Genomic DNA, 16,736 nt, shown 5'->3' on the forward strand with positions numbered 1-16,736 from the left:
TCCGGCAGTGCCGTTGTTCAGCTTTCGAAAGTCGTTCCCGCACCTGCGGCGCGCGCGCGCGCAAAGGCGAGCGTGGCAATGGCGGTGTCCTGGATGCCGGTCCCCGTCAGGTCGGCGATTGTGATGTCGTCTGCCCTCGTTCGCCCGGGCCTGAGACCTGCGATCACCTGTCCGAGCTCGGCAAATTCCGCCTCGGGCGCCACGAGGCTTGCTGCAATGGAATGATGCAACTCGCCGAGTCGTCGGGTCTGTTTCAGGCTGTCGGCAACATAGAGAGCCCGTGTGATCGCCCGCGGATCCAGTTCATTCTTGTGTTCCGCATCCGAGCCCATGGCCGTGACGTGTTGCCCCGGCTGCAGCCATTCTGCTCTCAGAACCGGGACGTCCGACGGGGTCGTGGTGACGATGATGTCGGCACTGTCGACTGCCGCTTCAGGATCGCTCTCGGCCTGCACCGGGATCGCGAGCCTGTCGGCGAGCACGCGAGCAGTGGCTTCCGCCTTACCTTTATCACGCGCCCAGAGACGCGCCTCGCGGATCGGGCGAACGAGGGTCAGAGCTTCGAGCTGCAGTCCGGCCTGCATGCCGGCACCGAAGATCGTCGCCACGGCGGCGTCCTCGCGGGCGAGATGCCTTGCCGCGACCGCTCCTGCGGCCGCCGTTCGCACGTCGGTCAGATAGCCGTTGTCGAGCAGCAGTGCCTCGACGAGACCGGTACGGCTCGACAACAGCACCATCATTCCGTTGGTACTCGGCAGGCCGAGCTTCGGATTGTCGAAGAAGCCGGGGCTGATCTTGATCGCGAAACTGTCGAGGCCGGGCACATAGGCGGTCTTCACGTCGACCTCGCCGCGATGCTCGGGAATGTCCAGACGCAGGATCGGCGGCATCGCCACCGCCTTCGTTGCAAGTGCGTGGAAGGCATTTTCGACACAGGCGACAGCTTCGCGGTCGAGCGGCACGATCCTCCGCAACTCCGCCTCCGTCAGGATTATCATGCGTGTCACGCCGCGGCCTCCTTGCGGAACGGATCGTCTTCACCGTTCATCACCCGCTGATGCAGGCCCATATCGATATTGCGACCGGAGATGATGACCGCGATCGGTCCGTCGATTTCGATCTGTCCGGCGAGAATTGCCGCAATGCCCACGGCGCCCGCGCCTTCGACGACTTCACGTTCCTGCGCATAGGCATGCCGCATGCCAGCGGCGATTTCCGCCTCGGTCAGCAGGACGACCTCGTCGAGCAGTTCGCGGCACATGCGAAAGGTCACGTGATTGTCGAGCCCGATGCCGCCACCGAGCGAGTCCGCGAGACTTGGATATTCCTCGACGAGAACCGGCTTTCCGGCCTCGAGGCTCGCCTTCATCGCAGCACCACGGTCCATGGTGATCCCGATCACCCGCGCCGTCGGTTTGCGGGCCTTGACCGCGGCCGCAACGCCGGCAGCGAGGCCACCCCCTGAGAGCGGCACGAGCACGGTCGCCACGTCCGGCATCTGCTCCACGATCTCAAGTCCGAGCGTCCCCTGTCCTGCCACTACGGCCGGGTGGTCGAAGGGCGGAACCATGACGAGACCTCTTTCAGCGACGAGCCGCTCGACCTCCTCCTGGGCCTCGTCCTGAGATTTTCCGACGATCCTGACATCTGCGCCGAGCCGGCGGATTTCGGAGACCTTGTTCTCGGGAACGAGGTGCGACATGTAGATCGTCGCAATCGACCCTTCCGCCTTCGCGGCGTGCGCAAGCGCCCTGCCGTGATTGCCGGTCGAGGCGGCGACCACACCGCGTGCCCGCTCATCATGTGACAGCGAAAGCACCGCGTTGCTCGCACCGCGAAGTTTGAAGCTGCCGGTCGTTTGGTGATGCTCAAGCTTCAGACCGACCGGCACGCCGCAGCGCTCGCTGAGCGCCGACGAGAAGACGAGCGGTGTGCGAAGCACGCGGCCGGCAATGCGCCGGGCGGCAACCTCGATTTCCTCAATGCCCACGGGAAGCGCGGCAGTCATGTCCAGGCTCCGTCGAGCGGCAACGCCATCAGCCGACCGAGTTGAGGGCGAGCCTCGTTGTCGCCGCTGAGACGAAGGCACGCCCAGGCGGTTGCATAGTTGCTGCTGACGACAGGCTTGCCGATCGCAGCCTCGATTTCGGCGATCACGCCGGCTGCACGAACAGCCGTGCACGAAATGAAGAGTGCGTCCGACTCCGGCGCCATCGCCTCCTTCGCGAAAGCAACGATTTCCGACGGCGCGATACGTGCCATCTCCCGGTCGTCGGTGAGCCCGAGACAGGTGAAGCGGTCGATCTCGAAGCCGAGCGCGGAGAAATAGTCCGCCATCGGCCGGCTCGTCTCGATCGTATAGGGCGTCAGCACCGATATCCGTCTGGCACCGAGCGCCTTCAGCCCCCGCACCGCCGCAGCCGTCGGGGTAACCACGGGAGTGTCGGGCTTGGCGGCATTGAAGGCCGTAGCAATTTCGGCGTCACCGATCACCACGGAAGCCGAGGTGCAGGAATACATCACGACATCGAGCGTCTCGTCGGGGAGGATCAGAGCGGCCGCCGCCGTTAGCGAGGGTTGCATCGCCCTCAGGTTCTCCGGCGTCACCGGATTGGCGTAGGGTATGCGGGCAACGTAGACGCCGATGCGGTCGGATGCGACGAGACGCTGGAAATCCACTTCCGTCGTGTGATCCGTCGCCAGGATGATGAGGCCGACGCGCTTGTCGAGCGGTCGCGTATCAAGCCGGGGCGCGCGCGTGGCAAGCGAAATCGGAACCGGGTTCGTCATCATCGTTCCTCCACCCGTGCGTAGCGCTCTTCTAGAGAGCGGAGGAAGACGACGGAGATCAGGCTTATGATCAAGAAGAACACGCCGACCAAGGTCATCGGTTCGATGTAACGATAGTTGCTGTTGGCGATGCTCTTGGCCTGGTTCATGAGCTCCAGCACCGTGATTGCGGAAAGGAGCGGCGTCTCCTTGAACATGGCGATCAGGTAATTTGCGAGCGCCGGGATCATCGGCGGTATCGCCTGCGGCAGGATTACGTGGATCCAGGTCTGACGCTCCGTCAGGTTCGTCGCCTTGGCCGCCTCCCACTGGCCGCGCGGAACGTTTTCGATCCCCGCTCGATAGACCTCCGCGGCGTATGTGCCGTAGTGAATCCCAAGGCCGATGACGCCGGCAAGCAACGCCGGCAGGCGGATGCCGATGTCCGGAAGGACGTAGAAGATGAAATAGAGCTGCACCAGCAGCGGCGTGCCGCGAATGAACTCGACAGCAAAACTGGTCGTGCGCGCAATCGGCGCCGGAGCGGCCATCCGCAGCACCGCGAAAAGGAGCCCGAGCACCGCAGCGACGGCCGCGCCGAGAACGGTCGCAAGGACGGTGATCTTCGCGCCCTCGAGGAGCGTCGGCATGATCTGGCGGACGAATTCCCAATCCCATTCCATGGTCAGGCCCTCACACCATCGAGACCGCGGGTGGCGCGCCGCTCGAGCCAGCGCATGCCGGACGAGATGACCGAAGCCATGATGAAGTAGAGCACCAGGATGGTCGCGAACGGAATCAGCGTGCTGCCGGTCTGCGCCCTGACCACCTGGGCCTGGAACGTCATGTCGGTGAGCGAGATCAGCGAGACGACGGCCGTTCCCTTCAGGAGTTCGATCGCATTGTTGCAAAAGGTCGGCAGCATCAGCGGCAAGGCCTGCGGCAGGATCACGTGCCGCATCGCCTGGCCGCGGGTGAGATTAAGCGCAATGCACGCCTCCCGCTGCTCGCGTCCGATCGCCTTGACCGCGCCGCGCACGACCTCGGCCCCGTAGGCGCCGACGTTGAGCCCGAGCGCCAGCACGCCAGCCTGTAGCGGCGTCAGCGTGATGCCGGCAAACGGAAGCACGAAATAGGCCCAGAAGAGCTGGACGAAGATGGAGGTGCCGCGAAAGAACTCGATGTAGGTCGTGGCGAGCATACGCACCGCCATGAACCGGCTGAGCCGTCCGAGCCCGGCTGCAAAGGCCGCCACCAGCGCGAGCGCCGAACCCATGAGGGTCAATTGCACCGTTACCCATGCGCCCTCGAGGATCAATCCGATGTAACCGGACCAGTCGATCATTGTTCAAACGTTCCCGTCGAATTCGGTTTTGGCATCGGCGGCACCGGGCGCCTCCCCTCCGCCGCGGCGGAGAGAAGGCTGCCGATGCTGAGAACGCCGACTACTTGGCTGCGCAGAGCTTCTCGCGCGATGTCGACATCGCCGCCTTTGCCGAGAAGCCGTAGGGTTCGATGATCTTCGCGAACTCACCCGATTTCTTCATCTTGGCAAGCTCGACGTCGAAGGCGTCGCGCAGGGCCTCGTCACCCTTCCTGAAGGCTGCACCGTCACAGTAGACCGGGGCACCCTCGACCGGCGCCACGACCTCAAGGTTCGGGTCATTCGCCTTCTCGATCAGGCTGTGGATCGAGAGGACAGGCAGCGAATAGACGTCGATGCGACCGTCCTGAAGCATTTTCAAGCCGCTCTGCCCATCCGGCACGACGATGACACGGTCGCGCGGCACGCCGGCTTCGAGCGCCAGTTTTTCCTCAGTGCCGCCGCCCGGCGCACCGATCTTCGCATCGGGATTGTCAGCGATATCCTTGTAGCTCTTCAGGCCAAGCGGATTACCCTTCTTCAGGGCAAAGGCTTCCGCGTCGCAAAGGATCGGTTCGGAATAGGCAACGGCCGAGCAACGCTCCGGCTTCATGAAAAGCCCGGCGGTGATGGCATCGTGACGCCCGGCCTGAAGGCCCGGGATCATTGCGCCATATTCCGAAATCGACGCAACGACGTCTGCAACGCCGAGGCGCTTGAAGACCTCGCGGGCGACGTCCGGCGCAGCCCCCGAAACCTTGCCGTCGGCACCGACGGCCGTGAACGGCGGCTCGTTGGCGATGGCAATGCGCGCGAAGCCCTGCGCCTTCAACTCCTCCAGCTTGTTGTCGTCCGCAGTGGCGGGCGTTGCAGCCGCCATTGCGATCAAGGCGGTCGCACCTGCCGCGACAGAAATCCAGTCTCTCAGTTTCATTGTTCCCGTCTCCTCTGTTGTTGTCTTGGTGGTCATGCGTGAGGCACGCACTGAGTAGATGCTCAGACGCGATGCCCGGCCGCGATGATCTTGTGCAGGAAGGCCTGGGTGCGCTCCTGGGTCGGGTGCCGGAAGATGTCCTCGGGCTTTCCTTCCTCGACGATCTTGCCGCGGTCGAAGAAGAGCACCCGATCGGCAAAGTCGTGGGCGAACCCCATCTCGTGGGTCACGAGCAGCATGGTCATGTCCGTCTCATCCGCCAGCTTGCGCATGACGTTCAGCACCTCCTCGACGAGCTCAGGGTCGAGCGCGGAGGTCACCTCGTCGAACAGCATGATCTTCGGGGAAAGCGCCAGTGCGCGCGCGATCGCAACGCGCTGCTTCTGCCCGCCGGACAGTTGCGCCGGCATGTTCTTCGCCTTGTCGGCAAGCCCAACCATGTCGAGCAGCTCCATCGCCCGCTTTTCGGCGTCGGCCCGCGGAACGCCCTTCGTCAGCATCGGCGCGAGCGTCACGTTGTCGAGCACACATTTGTGGGGAAAGAGATTGAAGTGCTGAAAGACCATGCCGGTCTTTTCGCGCATCTTGTGCAGGTGGCGCTCATCGGCGGGAACGAGGCCATCTCCCTTCGTCATGTGATAGAGCTGCTCGCCTTCGACCTGGATGAAGCCGCCGCTGATGCTCTCGAGCGTCATCAGGATGCGCAGGATCGTCGTCTTGCCAGAGCCGGAGGGGCCGATCAGCGCGAGCTTTTCACCGGGCATGACCTCCATCGAGAGCCCATCCAGCACCGTCAGATGACCGTACCTCTTCACGATATTGTCGATGCGGATAATCGGCTCGGGCATTCGTGTCTCTCTCCCTTTGAGACAGATGATGACCTAACGATGATGCGCCTCTCAAATCATGTCAATTATAATAATAATATCATGACAATTATTGTGAGAACGCCCAAATCATGGGCGCCCAAGTCAGATCGCGAGCAGCAGCGCTTCCGGATCACCGAGCGCCAGCGAAGCGATAATGCCCAGCCCCGTCCTCAGTTCCTGCTCCGTCGTCGAGCCGAGCGATATCCGGACAGCGGGGTGCCAGCCGCTGTCGGCCGTCCGGAATGACGCACCGGGAGCAATTGCGACGCCGCGAAGTCTCGCCTGGGAAACGAATGCGTCCTCCAGATGGCCCTCGGGCAGAGGCAGCCAGACATGCAGGCCCTGCGGATGGCTGCGGTGGGGAAGCCTGCCCAGCGTCTCCTCGGCAATTGCGTGGCGCGTGGCCAGCGCCCGGCGCTGCCAGTTCACGAGCTCAGTCGCCGTGCCGTCGCTCACCCAGCGTGTTGCGATCTCGGCGATCGACGGAGTCGCCATCCAGTTTGACACTAGGTGGCGGTTGGCAACGGCGGCCACGTAGCGATCCGGCGCCGCCAGATAGCCGATCCGCAAGCCGGGCACCGTGATCTTCGTGAAGCTGGTCACATAAAGGGTTCGTTCCGGCGCAAGTGCCGCAACCGGCGGCAAACCTTCATCCACGAGCGGCCCGAGGATGTCGTTTTCGATGATGGCGAGGTCGTGTCGTCGCGCGACCTCGGCAAGCGCCGCTCGGCGCTCGACGCTCATCAACGTCGCCGTCGGGTTTATGACTGAGGGCTGCAGGAAGATCGCGCGAATGACGCCTTTGCGACAAGCCTCGTCAAGCGCTTCTGGAATCATGCCGTCTTCATCGATCGGCAAGCCCTGGAGGTGGATGCCAAGATAGCTCGAGAGCGGCACGAGCGTATGGTGGCTGATCGCCTCAGTGGCAACCGTCGAACCGGGCGGCGCCACGCTCATCAGCGCCACCGTCATGGCGGATGTAGCACCGTTGGTAAGGCTGATATTGAGCGGCGACACGTCGAGCCCACACTGTGACAGCCATTGTGCTGCGACGTTGCGATGGCGGGGGAACACCATGTTCGGCCGGAAGGAAAGGGCTGAGCTCGCCGGCAGGTTCTCGGCGAGCCAGGCAAAACCCTGCCGCATCTTTTCGAGATGGATCTGCTCGCAGACCGGTTTGAGGATCGAAAGATCGATCAGTTCGCCCAACCGCTCCGGCAGGTATGGCGGCTCGGGTTCGGACGGGCGGGTCTGCACGAAGCTCCCGCGGCCGATTTCCCCGGAGATCAGCCCGCGTCGAATGAGTTCGTCATAGGCTCGGCTCACCGTCTGCACCGACAACTTCAGGTCGTCTGCAAGCTTTCGATGGGTCGGAAGTCGCGCACCGTTCTGGAGCTTCCCTTCCTGGATCGCGCGGGCAAACTGATCGGCCAGGGAGAGATAGGCAGGGCGGCGCAGAAGTGTTGTGTCGGGCATCCAATTTGTCATGATTTCGACAGTGATCAAAATCAGCTCAATTGACAACGCAAAAGTGAACACCCAATGTCTTTTCCCTGACTTTGACGCGACCGAAGCTCGATAGAAGGCACTCCCGAATGAAACTCGACGCGATCGATCTGCGCATCCTTGAGGCGATCCAGGCCGACGGCCGGATCACCAAGCTGGCGCTCGCCGAACGCGTCGGGCTGTCACCGACACCCTGCTGGATGCGGCTTCGGAAACTCGAAAAAGCCGGTATCGTGACCGGCTATCATGCACGCGTTGCCGTGCGTCAGGTTGCGCCCGTCACCAACGTCATGATGGAGGTCACGCTCGCAAATCACCGCCAGGCGGATTTCGACCGCTTCGAGCGCGTGGTCGCGACAATCCCCGAAATCGTCGCCTGCTGGTCGGTCGGCGGCGGTGTCGACTACATCCTGAAGTTCATGACCCGCGATATCGACGCCTACCAGCGACTGGTCGACGAACTGCTGGCGCGCGAGCTCGGCATCGACCGCTATTTCACCTACATCGTCACGAAGACCGTGAAAGACGAGACCATCCTGCCGCTCGCCACGCTGTTGCCGCAAGCCGGGTAAGATCGACCGGGCCACCCACAGCACCGGCACCGTGTCAGCCGTGTCGGGCGCTCTCATGCCGAGACAATCTCTCTTACGATCCGGGCAACTTTGGTCAAAGTCTCTCTCCACGCACAGCTGATTGGACAATCTCTCGCGCCAAGCGTGGCAATCTTCCCGCACCAAGTCGAGGAGATACGAGATGACCGCCGTCTTTGCGCGCACAGCCTTTCACGACGCTCTTAAACACCTGAGCGACCCGCAATTGCTGCGGGAACTCGCCTATATCGGTGGACGCTGGGTCGCCGGCGAAGCCGGGAGGACGCGGGAAGTCCGCGATCCTTCGACCGGTGCGACTCTCGCCTTCGTCGCGGCACTCGACGGCGCCCAGGTATCAGAGGCCGTCGACGCTGCAGAACAGGCTTTCAAGTCCTGGCGTGACATGCTCCCACAGGCACGCGCCGCGATCCTTCGTCGGTGGCACGACCTGATGCATGCCGCCAAGGACGATCTCGCCCTGCTGATGACGCTCGAGCAGGGCAAGCCACTCGCTGAATCGCGCGGTGAGATCGACTATGCCGCGTCCTTCCTCGAATGGTATGGCGAGGAGGGTAAGCGGCTCAACGCCGAAAGCGTGACGAGCCATCTCCCCGGAGCCGAAATGTTCGTCCGTAGGGAGGCACTCGGCGTCGTCGGGATCGTCACTCCGTGGAACTTCCCGTCCGCGATGATCACCCGCAAGGCGGCCGCAGCGCTTGCTGCGGGCAATACCGTCGTCGCGCACCCGTCCTCCGAAACACCGCTTTCCGCACTCGCCCTGGCACAACTCGGTGAACGGGCGGGTCTTCCGGCCGGCGTCTTCAACGTTCTCACCGGCGATGCCGCGACGATCGTCGGGCACATGAGCCGCGATGCCCGCATCCGCGCCATGAGCTTCACGGGGTCGACCGAGATCGGCAGGCTGATTGCAGGCCAGTGCGCACCGACCATGAAACGCCTCGTCATGGAACTTGGCGGGCACGCCCCGCTGATCGTCTTCGCCGACGCCGATGTGGAAAAGGCGGCCGACATCGCGATTGCCGCCAAGTTTGCGACCTCGGGGCAAGACTGCCTCGCCGCCAACCGCATCTATGTCGAGCACCCCGTTCTCAAGGCTTTCGAGGAGGCCTTCGCCGCGCGGATCGCGCGCCTCAAGACGGGTTCGGGCCTGGAGCCAGATACCGATATCGGACCACTGATGCATGAGCGCGCGATCGCCAAGGTCGAAGAACACGTAGCCGACGCGTTGAAAAGAGGGGCGAAGCTTGTCGTCGGCGGCAAGCGCCATCCCGCGGGGCCGCTCTTCTTCCAGCCGACGCTGCTGACCGATGTGCCCGACGATGCCCTCGTAATGTGGGAGGAGACGTTCGGCCCCGTGGCCGCCGTCACCGCCTTCGATACCGAGGACGAGGTCATCGCCCGCGCCAACAACACCGAATACGGCCTCGTCGCCTACGTCGTCACCGAAAACGGAGCGCGCCAGATGCGGCTTGCCCGCGCGCTCGAATACGGAATGGTGGCAATCAACCGTGTGAAGATTACCGGGGGACCAATCCCCTTCGGAGGCTGGAAACAGTCGGGCCTTGGACGCGAGGGATCGCGCCACGGCATGGAGGCCTTCACCGAGCTCAAATACCTCTGCATCGACACCGCCGCTTGAACCGGACTACGAAAGGAAAGACCATGCTCGAACGAAGCAACGAACTCACCGCCTGGGACCGTGATCACTTCTTCCACCCCTCCACCCACATGGGGATGCACGCGCGCGGTGAAACCCCGACCCGCGTCATCGGCGGCGGAGACGGCGTCTACATCACCGACACGACCGGCAAGCGGAGCCTCGATGCCTTCGCCGGCCTATACTGCGTCAATGTCGGCTACGGACGCGAAAAGATCACCGATGCCATCGCCGAGCAGGCGAAGAACCTCGCCTATTATCACGCCTATGTCGGACACGGCACGGAGGCATCGATCCGCCTTGCCAAGATGATCATCGACCGGGCGCCGGAGGGCATGAGCCGCGTGTATTTCGGGCTTTCCGGCTCGGACGCCAACGAAACCAACATCAAGCTAATCTGGTACTACAACAATATCCTCGGCCGCCCGGAGAAGAAGAAGATCATCTCGCGCTGGCGCGGCTATCACGGTTCGGGCGTAATGACCGGCTCGCTGACCGGGCTCCGGCTATTCCACAACGCCTTCGACCTGCCGCGCGCGCCAGTCCTGCACACGGAGGCACCCTATTACTTCCGCCGCCCTGATCGTTCGATGAGCGAAGAGCAATTTGCGCAATACTGCGCCGACAAGCTGGAAGAGATGATCCTCGCGGAAGGACCCGACACGATCGCCGCCTTCATCGGTGAGCCGATCCTCGGCACCGGTGGCATCGTGCCGCCGCCCAAGGGCTACTGGGAGAAGATCCAGGCGGTCCTTCGCAAATACGACATCCTGCTCGTCGCCGACGAGGTCGTCACCGGCTTCGGTCGCCTCGGCACCATGTTCGGCTCGGATCATTACGGCATCACGCCCGACCTCATCACCATTGCCAAGGGCCTGACCTCGGCCTACGCGCCGCTATCGGGCACGATCGTGTCGGACAAGGTCTGGCAGGTGCTGGTGAAGGGATCGGACGAGCTGGGGCCGATCGGCCACGGCTGGACCTATTCGGCGCATCCGATCTGCGCCGCGGCCGGCGTTGCCAATCTCGAGCTCATCGATGAGCTCGACCTTGTGGAAAATGCCGGTTCGACCGGCGCCTATTTCCGTGCCGAATTGCAGAAGGCCGTCGGCGACCACCGCAACGTCGGGGAAGTCCGCGGCGACGGCCTGATGGCTGCCGTGGAATTCGTCGAGGACCGCGACGACCGCAAGTTCTTCGACCCGGCAGCGAAGGTCGGCCCGCAGATCGCGGCAGCGCTCCTCGAACGCGGCGTCATCGGCCGCGCCATGCCGGAAGGCGACATTCTCGGCTTCGCCCCGCCGCTCTGCCTGACACGCGAGGAAGCCGATACCGTCGTGAAGGCGACGGCGGACGCGATCGGCAGCGTGCTTGGCCGCTAACCATATGGTGTCGTGGTGCCCGGCGTTCGTCCGGGCCCCATCTCCTTTTCGAAGCCCGTCGCGATGCCTCCGCCCGCGGCGGGCAACTACAAATTCTCGCCGGCGGCTGCCTGCCGACCGGGACCAGCATCGGGCACCGGCCGATCATGCGGGAAGCGCATCCTGACCACGAATCCCTCAGCCGTCTTCTCGAACGCCATGTCGCCGCCCAGGCGGTCAAGTGCCATCCGGACGATCGAGAGCCCGAGACCGCTACCATGGCCCGCGGGATGCGCGCCCCTGAAGAAGCGTTCCGTCACACGTGCCTCCTCCGCGGCGGAGATTCCGTGACCCTGGTCCGTGATTACGACGACGGCGTCGTCTCCGCTCCGAAAAACCTTGCAGCTGACTTCGCTCCCGCGCGGTGAATGCTGGATTGCATTCTCCATAACGTTGCGGAGCGCCAGCTGCACCAATGTGCGATCCGCCTTTACCATCACTGCCGTAGGATCGTGCTCGCCCCACGCGCGGGCGACACGAACCTCGCCTGCAGTCAGGAGAGGCTCGAGGTCCGAGGCAATCTCGCTGAGCAGCGAATGAAGATCGACGGCATCGTCCACAGGCGCCGACACCGCGGAGTCGACCGCGGCGAGATCGATGAGCTGGCGGACCATTCGGCTGGTGCGGTCGACGCTCGTCGATATCCGGGAAAGCGCATCGCGTTGGACCTTCGGATCGTCTGTACGCAGGGCGATCTGGGCCTGGGTCTTCAATCCGGCAAGCGGCGTCTTCAGCTCGTGCGCGGCATAAGCCGTGAAGCTCCGCTCCCGCTCGCGCGCCTCAGCGACCCGCCCGAACAGACTGTTCAGCGCATGGAGGACGGGCCGGATCTCGCCCGGGGCGGCCCTGTCGTCGATCGGATGCAGTTCGGTCGCCGATCGCCCGGACAAACCTACGGCAATGCGCGTGAGCGGCGCCAGGCCGCGACCGACACTCAGCCAGATCAGCAGCGCCAGAACGGGCAGTATGATAATCCCCGGCAAGAGGAGCCCCTTCATGACGTCGCCGATCAGGCGTTCGCGGATCTCCAGACTGTCGCCGACAAGCACGCGCACGCCGAGTGCCGGGTTCACCACCGCGTACACGCGCCAACGCTGTCCGTCGATTTCGGTCTCCTTGAAGCCGCTGGTGTGGTCGGCCAACGAGGTCTCGGGGGCACTTTCGGATCGGCTGACGAGACTGCCCTCCAGCGACCAGATCTGGCAGGAGAGTTGGCGGCTATAATTGCCACTCGCCTTTTCGAACGGCGCCGGAAGTGGCTTGTCCGTGGCAACACCCACAGCCGCGGCGGCATCGACCCTGTGGTCGGAGATGAGCGAACTCACCATCCGGGCCGCCTCCATCAGCCGGGCGTCCAGTACTCGCTCGACCTCGGCCTGGGTACTGGCATAGATCCAGACCGCGGCAAAGAGCCAGACGGCACTGGTGGTCGCAAGCAATATAGTGAAAAGCCGGATCCGCATCGAGTTCATCAGATCGCCCTCAGTCGATACCCGGCACCCCGGACGGTTTCGATGAAGTCCGCGCCCAATTTGGATCGCAGCTTGTGCACGTGAACCTCAATCGTGTTGCTCTCCACCTCTTCCTGCCAGCCATAGAGTTTCTGCTCCAGCAGGGACTTCGACTGGATCACACCCGGCGCCTCCATGAGCGCCTGAAGGATGACGAACTCCCGTCGGGAGAGCGAGACGGTCGCGCCCTCCCTTGTGGCGATCATTCGTGCGGGATCGAGCGCCACTCCGTTCCAGCTAAGAGTGCTCTCTGCTCTCCCCTGGCCGCGGCGAACGATGGCCCGCAGCCTTGCCGCCACCTCGTCGAGATCGAACGGCTTGCCGAGATAGTCATCAGCGCCCGCGTCCAATCCGGCGATCCGATCCCTCACCTCGTCCTTTGCAGTCAGGAGAAGGACGGGCGTGCGATCCTTCGCGGCACGCATCGTTGAAAGGACATCCAGCCCTGAACCGTCGGGAAGCATCTGGTCGAGGATCACCGCATCAAATGTGTCGGCGGCGACGGCGGCCTCCGCGTCGGCAGCTGTCGTCACGGCATCGACGGTGAAGCCGCACAATTGCAGGCCCACCTTGAGCCCGTCCAGCAGGATTTCGTCGTCTTCAACGACCAGCAGGCGCATTCGATCCTCGTTCTCGTTCTCCGGCCTCCGTGCACCACCGACCTTAAGGCTGCCTTAAGGTTGGCGGGGGAGACCGCCTGCGCACATCAGCAACGGAGCAGAGAGTTTGCGCGTTCTTCTGTCGGTTTCATGTCTCATCCTTGCGTTCGCCACCGCGGCGCTCGCAAGTCCCGTGGGGGCGCCCCTGCCCATGGAGCGGGCCTTCCGGCTTAGCGCCCATCGCGATCGTGGCGACGTCGTACTCAACTGGCAGATCGAAGACGGCTATTATCTCTATCGCGAATACCTGACTGTGATTGCCGACGGCCCGTCGCCTCAGGTGGAAACGCCGTCGGGCGTTATCAAGGATGATCCGGGCTTCGGAAGCACCGAGGTCTATTACGGAAACGTCAATGCAACCGTCGTCGAGCCTCCCGCCGGCACGTTGAAGGTGACCTATCAGGGCTGCCAGGACGGTGGTCTCTGCTATCCTCCGACCACCGTCGAGCTGGACCCGTCGGCGCTTCCGCTCTCAGCCTCGACCAGCAAACCGGGTCGAGAATTGGCAATCTCTGCACCACAGACGAAGGCCGTTTTTCAATCGGTTCCCGATGTTGCGTCATTCCCGTCGACCGGGACGGGTATCCGCGTGGCTGACGCCCCGTCCGGCGGCATGGTCGGAGCCCTCCTCGATCGGGGCGGCACTCTTCTGCTTCTGGCCGGGTTCCTCGGTTTCGGAGTCCTCCTCGCCTTCACCCCGTGCGTCTTTCCGATGTATCCGATCCTCGCCGCCACGCTCGCGCGCGAGGGTGAGAGGCTCTCGGCCGGCCGGGGATTTGCACTGTCGTCGAGCTATGTCGTCGCGCTTGCCGCAGCCTTCAGTATCCTCGGCGTGACGGCGGCATGGTCGGGTCAGAACTTTCAGGCCGCGCTCCAGTCAACGACCGCAACCATTCTGCTGGCCGCCCTCTTCGTGGCGCTCGCATTGTCGAATTTCGGACTGTTCGAACTTCAGCTTCCGGCCTCCGTAAGAAGTGCCTTTGGAAAACAGCGCACGGGCCGGAGTTCCCTCGTCTCGTCAGCGGCCCTCGGTTTCTCTTCCGCTCTCGTCATCGGCCCGTGTGTAACCGCACCGCTTGCCGGCGCCCTTCTCTATATCGCCCAGACCGGCAACGTGGCACTCGGAGCGGCTTCTCTCTTTGCGCTGGGCATCGGAAAGGGTATTCCGCTGATCCTCATGGGCACTTTCGGCACGGGCCTGCTGCCACGCGCAGGGCGATGGATGGAGCGCGTCCGCCAGGTCTTCGGGTTCATCTTTCTTGGAACCTCACTCTGGTTCGTCGACCATCTACTGCCGCCCGGTATCGGACTGGCGCTGTGGTCGGCGCTGCTCATCACTTTCGCGGTCTTCATCGGAACCTTCGACCAATTGCCACCGGATGCCGGGGCGGTCCCCGTCTTGCGAAGGCTGCTGGGATTCTAGCCGGGTTCTACGGGCTCCTGCTTGCCGTCGGCGCCGCTTCGGGTTCGGCGAACCCTCTCAATCCATTGGCAGCCTTTACGGCAAGACCAGCGGACGTCTTGTCGAAACCGGACGAGATCAGCAAGGCATCCTTTCAGGAGGTCGGTTCTTCCACCGAACTGTCATCGCTCCTCACGCAAACCGCGGATGCTCGGGCGAGGCCGGCGCTCGTCTACTTCACGGCCGAATGGTGCGTCACTTGCAGAGCGATCGAGCGATCCGTCCTTCCGGCGCCCGCGGTTGCGAACGCCCTTCGGGATGTCCGTCTCGTCGCCGTCGATCTCACGAACCTCACGGACGAGAAGCGATCCCTGATGAAGGAGCTGCAGGTCGTCGGGCCCCCGACAATGCTGTTCCTTTCGAACGACCTCCGTGAAAAGCCCTCGACGCGTCTCGTCGGCGAAATCTCCTCAGAGGCCGTCGTCGCCTCGGCGGGCAACATCATGGAACGCGCGCCATGAATGCCGTCGCCATCGGTCCTCTCGTCTTCGATGCCGAACGGTTCGCCGCCATTGCAGGTCTGGTCACGTTTCTCGGCCTGACGTCTTTTCTCGCCTGGCGCGTGGACGACAAACTCGCCCGCTGGTCGACATGGACCGCCTTTTCCGGCGTGGCCGGCGCGCGGGCGGTGCATGTGCTGCAGCACCTGGACGGTTTCCTCTCCGAACCATGGCGGATCTTCGCCCTTTGGCAGGGCGGCTTTTCCTGGGCCGAAGGAGCCGGGGCCGTTGTCACGATGATGGTCATCCTGTTCATCCGGGACCGGCGGCTCTTTACCTGGGCGGCGGCAAGTGTCGTTGCAGGGGTCACAATCACGGGGGCGACCGCCTTCCTGACGCTCTCCCGGACGCATGCTCCACCCCCTGACGTCACCTTGCAGAGCCTCACAGGAGATCGGATCACAATCGGCGGCGGAGGCCGGCCGATCGTTCTCAACCTTTGGGCCACATGGTGCCCGCCATGCCGGCGCGAACTGCCAATGATGGCGGAGATTGCCGACGGGGCGACCGGCGCCGATTTCCTCTTTGCCAATCAGGGGGAGCAATCGGCGCAGGTGGACAGGTATCTCCGGGGCCAGCGCCTGACGCTCCGCAAGGTCGTTCTAGACACGCAGATGACGCTCAGCCGCCATTACAGTGCGGTCGGACTGCCCGCGACCCTCTTTCTCGCAGATGACGGAACGGTGATGGCCTCCCATCTCGGCGAAATCTCTCGCGAGGTTCTCATCCAGCAAATTGAACGACTGACAGACCGAGAAGGAAACTTGCAATGACACCTGCCAATGCCACCCTGACACGATCGGGGTTGCGGCTCGGGGCCCTCTTGCTGCTCGCCGCAGGCATATCCGCCTGCTCGCAGACAGATCCGGTGCGCCCGAAAATCGAAACGCCGAAGGTGGCTGAAAGCATCGCCAGCATGTATGCGCCCATGCAGGATGGCGAGGAGACGGTGCCTGGTATCGACGTCTCGAAAATGAATCCGAAGAACGTCCGTCAGGTCGTGGACTACAAGACGGGCTATCCGCCCGGGACCATCGTCGTCGACCCTTACGCCCGCTTCCTCTACCTCGTCATGGAGAACGGCAAGGCGATGCGTTATGGCGTCGGCGTCGCGAAGGCCGGCATGGAATTCAAGGGAGAGGCCGATATCGCGCGCAAGGCGCAGTGGCCCGGCTGGGTCCCGACCCAGAGCATGATCAAGCGAGATCCGGAACGCTACGCCCCCTTGGCGGCCGGACTGCCTGGCGGCATCAAGAACCCTCTCGGTGCGCGCGCCCTCTATCTCTATCAGGACGGCAGAGACACGCTCTACCGCATCCACGGCACCAACGAGCCGTGGTCGATCGGCAAGTCGGTTTCGTCCGGCTGCATCCGCCTGCTCAACCACGACATCATCGACCTGCATCGCCGCGTTCCGAAAGGATCGAAGGTCGTGGTGCTGGGCCCGGAAGAAACAGGAATAGGAGAAATCTGA

17 protein-coding genes are annotated in these 16,736 nt (G+C 63.5%); 7 read left to right on the forward strand and 10 right to left on the reverse strand.

The window, feature by feature from the left end; all coding sequences use genetic code 11:
* Positions 1-17: 17 nt before the first annotated feature.
* The 8 genes from eutC to ehuR form a co-directional block, all read right to left on the reverse strand.
* On the reverse strand, positions 18-1,007 hold the full coding sequence (eutC, locus tag H4I97_RS18240) for an ectoine utilization protein EutC (protein ID WP_182308299.1): 990 nt from the start codon (positions 1,005-1,007) through the stop codon (positions 18-20).
* A complete protein-coding gene (gene eutB / locus H4I97_RS18245) occupies positions 1,004-2,008 on the reverse strand; it encodes a hydroxyectoine utilization dehydratase EutB (protein ID WP_182308300.1) in 1,005 nt (334 codons plus the stop codon). The genes eutC and eutB overlap by 4 nt, the downstream gene beginning before the upstream one ends.
* Positions 2,005-2,790 (reverse strand): ectoine utilization protein EutA, encoded by a 786-nt coding sequence (gene eutA, locus H4I97_RS18250; RefSeq protein ID WP_182308301.1) that lies wholly within the window; start codon positions 2,788-2,790, stop codon positions 2,005-2,007. Before eutA ends, eutB begins: the two co-directional genes overlap by 4 nt.
* Entirely contained in the window at positions 2,790-3,452 is a 663-nt protein-coding gene (gene ehuD / locus H4I97_RS18255) for an ectoine/hydroxyectoine ABC transporter permease subunit EhuD (RefSeq protein WP_182308302.1), read from the reverse strand. The genes eutA and ehuD overlap by 1 nt, the downstream gene beginning before the upstream one ends.
* Positions 3,453-3,454: 2 nt before the next feature.
* Positions 3,455-4,114 carry an ectoine/hydroxyectoine ABC transporter permease subunit EhuC gene (ehuC, locus tag H4I97_RS18260; protein WP_182308303.1) on the reverse strand — a complete coding sequence of 220 codons (660 nt, stop codon included), beginning with the start codon at positions 4,112-4,114 and terminating at the stop codon, positions 3,455-3,457.
* Positions 4,115-4,214: 100 nt separating this feature from the next.
* The gene (gene ehuB, locus H4I97_RS18265; protein WP_182308304.1) at positions 4,215-5,066 is read right to left on the reverse strand and encodes an ectoine/hydroxyectoine ABC transporter substrate-binding protein EhuB; all 852 of its coding nucleotides are present in this window, start codon (positions 5,064-5,066) and stop codon (positions 4,215-4,217) included.
* Positions 5,067-5,128: 62 nt separating this feature from the next.
* The gene (ehuA, locus tag H4I97_RS18270) at positions 5,129-5,914 is read right to left on the reverse strand and encodes an ectoine/hydroxyectoine ABC transporter ATP-binding protein EhuA (protein ID WP_182308305.1); all 786 of its coding nucleotides are present in this window, start codon (positions 5,912-5,914) and stop codon (positions 5,129-5,131) included.
* A 123-nt stretch (positions 5,915-6,037) separates the two neighbouring features.
* Positions 6,038-7,423 (reverse strand): MocR-like ectoine utilization transcription factor EhuR, encoded by a 1,386-nt coding sequence (ehuR, locus tag H4I97_RS18275; protein WP_449250810.1) that lies wholly within the window; start codon positions 7,421-7,423, stop codon positions 6,038-6,040.
* A 107-nt stretch (positions 7,424-7,530) separates the two neighbouring features.
* On the opposite strand from ehuR, the gene H4I97_RS18280 reads away from it, so the two are divergent.
* The 3 genes from H4I97_RS18280 (at position 7,531) to H4I97_RS18290 (ending at position 11,091) form a co-directional block, all read left to right on the forward strand.
* Complete coding sequence (locus tag H4I97_RS18280) at positions 7,531-8,013, forward strand: Lrp/AsnC family transcriptional regulator (protein WP_182308306.1); 483 nt, start codon at positions 7,531-7,533, stop codon at positions 8,011-8,013.
* Between the two features lie 181 nt (positions 8,014-8,194).
* Entirely contained in the window at positions 8,195-9,691 is a 1,497-nt protein-coding gene (locus tag H4I97_RS18285; RefSeq protein ID WP_182308307.1) for an NAD-dependent succinate-semialdehyde dehydrogenase, read from the forward strand.
* 23 nt (positions 9,692-9,714) lie between these two features.
* A complete protein-coding gene (locus tag H4I97_RS18290; RefSeq protein WP_182308308.1) occupies positions 9,715-11,091 on the forward strand; it encodes an aspartate aminotransferase family protein in 1,377 nt (458 codons plus the stop codon).
* A gap of 86 nt (positions 11,092-11,177) precedes the next feature.
* Here the strand turns inward: H4I97_RS18290 and H4I97_RS18295 are convergent, their stop codons facing one another.
* Both H4I97_RS18295 and H4I97_RS18300 read right to left on the reverse strand, forming a co-directional pair.
* A complete protein-coding gene (locus tag H4I97_RS18295; protein ID WP_182308309.1) occupies positions 11,178-12,602 on the reverse strand; it encodes an ATP-binding protein in 1,425 nt (474 codons plus the stop codon).
* Positions 12,602-13,261 carry a response regulator transcription factor gene (locus H4I97_RS18300; protein WP_182308310.1) on the reverse strand — a complete coding sequence of 220 codons (660 nt, stop codon included), beginning with the start codon at positions 13,259-13,261 and terminating at the stop codon, positions 12,602-12,604. Before H4I97_RS18300 ends, H4I97_RS18295 begins: the two co-directional genes overlap by 1 nt.
* Before the next feature lie 106 nt (positions 13,262-13,367).
* Here H4I97_RS18300 and dsbD point away from each other — a divergent pair, with 106 nt between their 5' ends.
* From dsbD to H4I97_RS18315, 4 genes are all read left to right on the forward strand, one after another.
* Positions 13,368-14,723, forward strand: a complete 1,356-nt coding sequence (dsbD, locus tag H4I97_RS18305; protein ID WP_244658858.1) for a protein-disulfide reductase DsbD — start codon at positions 13,368-13,370, stop codon at positions 14,721-14,723.
* 98 nt (positions 14,724-14,821) lie between these two features.
* The gene (locus tag H4I97_RS24585; protein ID WP_244658859.1) at positions 14,822-15,223 is read left to right on the forward strand and encodes a thioredoxin family protein; all 402 of its coding nucleotides are present in this window, start codon (positions 14,822-14,824) and stop codon (positions 15,221-15,223) included.
* Positions 15,220-16,035, forward strand: a complete 816-nt coding sequence (locus H4I97_RS18310; RefSeq protein ID WP_182308311.1) for a TlpA disulfide reductase family protein — start codon at positions 15,220-15,222, stop codon at positions 16,033-16,035. The genes H4I97_RS24585 and H4I97_RS18310 overlap by 4 nt, the downstream gene beginning before the upstream one ends.
* On the forward strand, positions 16,032-16,736 hold the full coding sequence (locus H4I97_RS18315; RefSeq protein WP_182308312.1) for a L,D-transpeptidase: 705 nt from the start codon (positions 16,032-16,034) through the stop codon (positions 16,734-16,736). The genes H4I97_RS18310 and H4I97_RS18315 overlap by 4 nt, the downstream gene beginning before the upstream one ends.

This window comes from Ciceribacter thiooxidans (assembly GCF_014126615.1).
Lineage (GTDB): Bacteria > Pseudomonadota > Alphaproteobacteria > Rhizobiales > Rhizobiaceae > Allorhizobium > Allorhizobium thiooxidans.